The sequence below is a fragment of the Pseudomonas sp. GL-RE-29 genome (assembly GCF_019947275.1).
Taxonomy (GTDB): Bacteria; Pseudomonadota; Gammaproteobacteria; order Pseudomonadales; family Pseudomonadaceae; genus Aquipseudomonas; species Aquipseudomonas fluorescens_A.
Genome location: NZ_JAGYGD010000040.1, coordinates 53,565 through 60,023, shown reverse-complemented (window position 1 = coordinate 60,023; position 6,459 = coordinate 53,565). Strand labels below are relative to the sequence as shown.

The window sequence follows — 6,459 nt, the reverse complement described above, 5'->3', positions numbered from 1 at the left end:
CGATGAATTCCTTATCGGCGCTTCGGGTAGAAAGGGCGGGACGAGAAGTCTCCCACGGTCCGTACTGGCTAGAGTCGGAATCGAGCTTTTAGTCCCGCCCACCCCTTCAAGTCTAAACATACAAGCGTGGCTTGCCCGCGATGGGGTCGGGCCTGCCTACACAAGACTCTCACGCACCATCTGCAGAAACGTCGCCACCACCCGCCGCGAACTCTGCTCGCGCAAACACACCAGCGTTTCTGTCAGCCGTCGTTTGCAATCGGTAATCGGCAACGCGCACACCCGCGAATCCGCACCGAACTCGGCGGCCGACACCACGCCCACGCCAATCCCCACCACCACCGCCTCCCGCGCCGCTTCCCGACCTTCGACCTGAATCGCCGGACGAATGCGAAACCCGGCGCCGGCCATTTCTTCCTCCAGTGTCTGGCGCGTTACTGAGCCAATTTCCCGCAATACCAGCGGCGTGTCGTCCAGGTCCGCGAGGGTGATGGATTCGCGATCAGCCCACGGATGATTGCGCGACACGAACGCCACCATCGGGTCGTTGCGCAGCGGCAGGGAGATCAAGCGTTCATCGCTGACTTCGCGACCGAGCAACGCCAGATCGGCCTGGTAGTTGAACAGCCGAAACAGCGACTCATCGGTGTTGCCGGTTTCGATCTTCACGCTGATGCCGGGGTAGCGCTCGCAGAACCGGGCGATTTGCGGCAGCACATGCACCGGCGCATCCACGGCCAGAATCAGGCTGCCAGTCTGTAACGCCTGGGAATCCTGCAACAGTTCCTGGGCTTCCGCCTCGATCACAAAAAGCCGCTGGGTGACGCTCAACAGGCGCTCGCCCAGATCGGTCAGGCGCACCGAGCGTTTGTTGCGGTGGAACAGCAAAACGCCGTAGCGCTCTTCGAGTTTGCGCACTTGGTCGGAGATTGCCGGTTGCGTCAGAAACAGCCGCTCGGCGGCTTTGGTAAAGCTTCCATGCACGGCCACGGCGTGGAAGGCTTTGAGCTGGGCGTGGGAAACCGACATCGAAACCTCCAGTAACAAGCTGAGCTTATATTGGAAATACGATAAATCGATTTCACTTATTAATCAGTAATTGTTTTTATCCGCTTCAGCCCCGGTGACTGGTCGGTCGATCAGCAACGGTGGCCATGAGCCTGTGCGTGCAACAGCAGGACTCATCTGACCGGAATCGCCCACAGGGACAAGGTGATTTCGCAGTGCTTAACAATAAAAAACACAGGCGTTTTCTTCCAATTCTGCCGGCACACTCACACCCTGAGGTCAGAACCACAATGAACAAGCACATCGGCACCATCAAGCGTTGGCGCGTGCAGATCTTCGCGATCACCTGGCTCGCCTACGCAGCTTTCTACTTCACCCGCAAAGCGTTTTCCGTTGCCAAACTCGGCATCGGCGAAGACCCGTCCTTCATGCTCGACAAAATGGCCATGGCCAACCTCGACGCCATTTACCTCACCGCATACGCCATCGGCCAATTCACCTGGGGCATCCTCGCCGACCGCTTTGGCCCAAGGGTTGTGGTGCTCGGCGGGTTGCTGATATCGGCGGCGGCCGCGTTGGTGATGGGCAGTTTCGCCACGTTGCCGATTTTCGCCACTTGCATGTTGATACAAGGGTTGGCGCAATCCACCGGTTGGTCGGGGCTGTGCAAGAACCTGGGCAGTTTCTTTCCCTCCGAACAGCGCGGGCGGGTGCTGGGGCTATGGAGTTCCTGCTACGCCTTTGGCGGTCTGGTGGCGTCGCCGTTCGCCGGATGGTGGGCGTATACGCTGATTGGCTCGTGGCATGCAGCGTTCATTTCCAGTGCGGCGGTGGTTGGGCTGGTCGCCGTGCTGTTTTTTATTTTTCAACGCAACAAACCTGAAGACGTCGGCTTGCCGGCCGTGGAGCCTGAGCCCGAACTGAGCGCTGAAGAGGCCTACGCCCAAAGCAAAATCAGCGTCCTGGCGCCGCTCAAGGAAATCCTGCGCAACCGTACCGTGCTGATTCTCGGCCTCTCGTACTTCATGCTGAAACCGGCACGCTACGCGATTCTGCTGTGGGGCCCGGTGATCGTTTTCGAACAGATGCCCTCGGTTGGCAAAGTCGGCGCAGCGATCATTCCGACGGCGTTTGAGCTGGCCGGGTTGCTCGGGCCGATCATGATCGGCATGGCCTCGGACAAACTGTTCGGCGCCCGGCGCATGCCGGCCTGCGTCATCAGCCTGTTGGCGCTGACCGTGTCGCTCGCCTTCTTCATGGGCGCCCTGCACACGGGTAGCGTGGCGCTGGTGGTGGCGCTGTTGTTTGTCATGGGCCTGACGCTGTACGGACCGGACTCAATGATCAGCGGCGCGGCGGCCATCGATTTCGGCACCGCCAAGGCCGGCGCAACGGCGGCCGGGTTCGTCAACGGTTGCGGTTCGGTCGGGGCGATTCTTGGCGGATTGCTGCCCGGTTATTTCGACACAGTGACGGTGTTCATCGTCTTCGCTGGCTGCGCGATGTTCTCCGCGCTGGTGTTGATCCCGTACTGGAACAGCCGCCCGGGAGGCCTGCGCGTCAACTATCCCTTTGTGCCTAACCGGCCGATGAGCATCAAACCCCTGCGTACCTGAACCCTGTCCCGCGCCGCCTGCTGCGCCCGCGGCAGGCGAGCGTGAGGATATCTGACCGGAGAAATGCCCCATGAGACCCTTTTGGCTGGACCAGGCCCTGAAGGCCGATACGTCCGAAACCTGCCCGCCACTGGAGGGCGACACCCGCGCCGACGTCTGCATCGTCGGCGGTGGTTACACCGGGTTGTGGACGGCGATCATGCTCAAGGAGCAGAACCCCGAACTGGATGTGCTGTTGATCGAGGCGGACATCTGCGGCGCCGGTGCCAGCGGTCGCAACGGAGGTTGTGCGTTGTCGTGGTCGGCCAAGTATTTCACCCTGGAGCGGCTGTTCGGCGTAGAAGAAGCCGTGCGCCTGGTCAAGGAATCCGAGAGCAGCATCCACGCCATCGGCGCCTTCTGCGACAAGTATGCGGTGGACGCCGATTACCGCCTCGACGGCACCCTCTACACCGCCACCAACCGCGCCCAGGTCGGCTCGACCGATGCAGTGATTGCGGCGCTGGAGCGCAACGGCATCAACTCGTTCACTCAACGGCCAGTGGCGGATGTGCAGCGCATGGCCGGTTCCAGCAAACACCTCGAAGGCTGGTTCTCCCCGGCCGCCGCCAGCGTGCAGCCGGGCAAACTGGTGCGTGGATTGCGCCGGGTCGCTTTGCAACTCGGCGTGCGGATTCATGAAAACACCGCCATGACCGGACTGGAGGAGGGCAAGCCTGCGGGTATTCAAACCGCGAACGGCACCGTGCGCGCCGATCGAGTGGTGTTGGCGATGAACGCCTGGATGGCTCGCGCGTTTCCGCAGTTCGAACGCAGCGTGGCGATCGTCTCCAGCGACATGCTGATCACCGAACCCCGTCCCGACCTGCTCAACGAAATCGGTTTGACCAGCGGCGTCACGGTGCTCGATTCGCGGATCTTCGTGCACTATTACCACAACACCCCCGACGGCCGGATCATGCTCGGCAAGGGGGGTAACACCTTTGCCTACGGCGGACGCATGCTGCCAGTATTCGATCAGCCTTCGCCCTATGCCGGCCTGTTGCAGAACAGGCTGGCGGATTTCTTCCCGGCTTTTGCCAACGTCAAGGTCGAAGCGACCTGGAATGGTCCGTCGGATCGCTCGGTGACAGGGTTGCCGTTCTTCGGGCAGATGAGTGCCAGCGGTAACGTGTTCTACGGTTTCGGCTATTCCGGCAGCGGCGTCGGGCCGTGCCACATGGGCGGGCAGATTCTCGCTTCGATGGTCCAGGGTCTCGACAACGCCTGGACCCGTTCGCCGCTGGTAAACGGGCCGCTGGGGTTCTTTCCGCCGGAGCCGATTCGTTACCTCGGCTCGTTGATGGTGCGCAATGCCATCCGCCGCAAAGAGCGCGCCGAGGATCACGGGCGGCGGCCACGGCACTTGGACGTGCGTCTGGCGAAATTCGCCGCGGCGGCCGGCAAGGCTGACAAGGGCTAATGATCCGCGGGATTGATCAGCCAGTCCAACAGCAGGCGGCTATCGCTGCGGGGCTCAGACTGGCGGGTCGGGCGGGGAGTATGGCGTTGCACGCTGCTGGCACAAAACACCGGGCGGTCGGGGTCGCTGTCGAGGAAACTGACCAACCCTTCGCTGCCCGCCAGAGGTAGCGCGGACGGATCGATCCGGGCGTCGGACGCAGCGACCGCGACCGGCATCCACAGACCCTCGGGATCAACATCCGCTGTGGGCCACACGTTCACCTGTATTCGACCTCGATCATCCAGCACGGCCGGTTGCCCGACGGGGCCAGACACGCGGGCCGGCTGGTAACCGGGGATGCTCGGCTTCGTCTGCTTCAGCGCCGGCCTGAATACGGTTGACCACGCAATGGCAGTGAACTGATTGTGGTAACGCTGGCGCCTGTCGGGGTTGTGCCCCGCCAGAAGCGACCCCTGTTTGCCCTGATGCACGACCTGGGTGACCAGCCATTGATCGTTGAACCCAGGCAATGGATGTTCCTCGACCTGGACGATGCCGGCGCTGCGCAATTGCCGTTGATTGCTTTGTCCATGGTTCTGCACCTGCTGGCAACGCAGTCGCTCCAGCTGCCGACGAGCCAATTGATCGTGATGGCGTTGCTCGTGGGCGGGACGGGGCATGGGCGTCGCGGGTCGGTTGAAAGAGTGGTTGGCCGCGCCGTTGTCGGTGTCCGGTGCGCCGCGATTTCTGGCGGCCAGTCTCGGCATCGACGACAGCGAATCATGGCGCTGGAATAACTCACTGATGACCGGTTCGCGCTTGGTGTCGGGTAGATCATTGCGAAAGGGCATCAACAGCGGCTCCTGCGGAAAACTCAGGCTGTCATCGGCGAACACCAGCACATGCCCGTCGCTGCGATGTTCGAAGTGGTAGTGAATGCCTTCTTCCTCACACAGCCGTTGCAGCAGGTCCAGGTCGGTTTCTTCGTACTGAATGCAAAACGGCCGCAGCGGGTAGTGCCCGTTCGCCAGTTCAAAGCGATAGCTGTCCTCGGGCAGCTCATGTTCCTCCAGTAACTGACGGAGAATCATCGGTACGCTGATGTGCTGAAAGATGCGTCGGTTTTTGCCTTGATCCAGCGTTTGCAGTGCAGGCATCAACACCAGTTTGTAGCCGACCCGGTTCGGTCCGCGATGTTCGTAACTGGCGCTGTGCAGCACACCGTGAAATCCCGGGCCGTCACCGAAGCAGAGCAGCGCCGGTTGCTGCAGCAAGTGATCAAGGTGCATGGCGGGCGTCAGGCCGATCACCTCGATATCGAATCGATAGAGTTGGTTGAGCGCCTCATGGCCGTTGAACTGGACCACCTGAAAACTCAAGTCATCGTCCAACAGGGTCAGGGTGAAGGGACTTTCCTTGTCGTTGTGCATCGAACGCGCTTCTGCCATGGAGTACGGGCACAGAGGGTACGAAACCACGGCCCTTGATGGACACGCCAAATCGTAGTTTCAGAATCGCCCTACAACCGTTGGTGAAGATGTCGATCAGCTGCGAGAATTTTTGGTCGATTGCCAACTTTAGGCCGTATAAACTTGGCGCCATGCGTCGGCCAATAGATGTCTCGGCGCCATAGACAAGAGAGTGAGTAATGGGCGCACAGTGGAAGGTTAAACACAAAGAAGCGGCAGCCAACGCCAAGGGCAAGATCTTCGGCAAACTGGTGAAAGAAATCACCATCGCTGCGCGCAACGGTGCCGATACCGCCACCAACGCACACCTGCGTCTGGTGGTTGAACAGGCCAAGAAAGCTTCGATGCCCAAGGAAACCCTGGATCGCGCCATCAAGAAGGGTGCGGGCCTGTTGGGCGAAACCGTGCAATACCATCGCGTGACCTACGAAGGCTTCGCGCCGCATCAGGTGCCGCTGATCGTTGAATGCGTGACCGACAACATCAACCGTACCGTGGCTGAAATCCGCGTTGCGTTCCGCAAGGGCCAACTGGGCGCTTCCGGTTCGGTGGCCTGGGACTTCAACCATGTGGGCATGATCGAAGCCTCGCCGGACAGCCCGGACGCCGATCCGGAGATGGCTGCAATCGAAGCGGGCGCTCAGGATTTTGAGCCAGGTGAAGACGGCGCAACCCTGTTCCTCACCGAACCGACAGACCTCGACGCGGTACAGAAAGCCCTGCCAGAGCAAGGTTTCACCGTGTTGTCGGCCAAGCTGGGCTACCAGCCGAAAAACCCGGTCAGCGGCCTGAGCGATGAGCAGATGGCTGAAGTCGAAGCCTTCCTCGAAGGCCTCGATAACCACGACGACGTGCAGGACATGTTTGTCGGCTTGGCGGGTTAAGCCGAACCGGTTTTGATCTGACCTGTGGCGAGGGAGCT

The 6,459-nt window shown here is 61.0% G+C and carries 5 protein-coding genes; 3 read left to right on the top strand and 2 right to left on the bottom strand.

The genetic code is table 11. From position 1 onward, the window contains the following. Nucleotides 1-156: 156 nt before the first annotated feature. Nucleotides 157-1,029, bottom strand: a complete 873-nt coding sequence (locus KGB21_RS25540; RefSeq protein ID WP_034146848.1) for a LysR family transcriptional regulator — start codon at nt 1,027-1,029, stop codon at nt 157-159. A 269-nt stretch (nt 1,030-1,298) separates the two neighbouring features. On the opposite strand from KGB21_RS25540, the gene KGB21_RS25535 reads away from it, so the two are divergent. Together KGB21_RS25535 and KGB21_RS25530 are read left to right on the top strand one after the other, a co-directional pair. Continuing rightward, complete coding sequence (locus KGB21_RS25535) at nt 1,299-2,624, top strand: MFS transporter (RefSeq protein WP_034146849.1); 1,326 nt, start codon at nt 1,299-1,301, stop codon at nt 2,622-2,624. A 70-nt stretch (nt 2,625-2,694) separates the two neighbouring features. Continuing rightward, complete coding sequence (locus tag KGB21_RS25530) at nt 2,695-4,086, top strand: FAD-dependent oxidoreductase (RefSeq protein ID WP_223507083.1); 1,392 nt, start codon at nt 2,695-2,697, stop codon at nt 4,084-4,086. Here the strand turns inward: KGB21_RS25530 and KGB21_RS25525 are convergent. Further along, nucleotides 4,083-5,498 carry a type VI secretion system Vgr family protein gene (locus KGB21_RS25525; RefSeq protein WP_223507082.1) on the bottom strand — a complete coding sequence of 472 codons (1,416 nt, stop codon included), beginning with the start codon at nt 5,496-5,498 and terminating at the stop codon, nt 4,083-4,085. The two genes, KGB21_RS25530 and KGB21_RS25525, sit on opposite strands and share 4 nt — an antisense overlap. A gap of 218 nt (nt 5,499-5,716) precedes the next feature. Here KGB21_RS25525 and KGB21_RS25520 point away from each other — a divergent pair, with 218 nt between their 5' ends. After that, complete coding sequence (locus tag KGB21_RS25520; RefSeq protein ID WP_034146852.1) at nt 5,717-6,421, top strand: YebC/PmpR family DNA-binding transcriptional regulator; 705 nt, start codon at nt 5,717-5,719, stop codon at nt 6,419-6,421. Nucleotides 6,422-6,459: the final 38 nt, after the last annotated feature.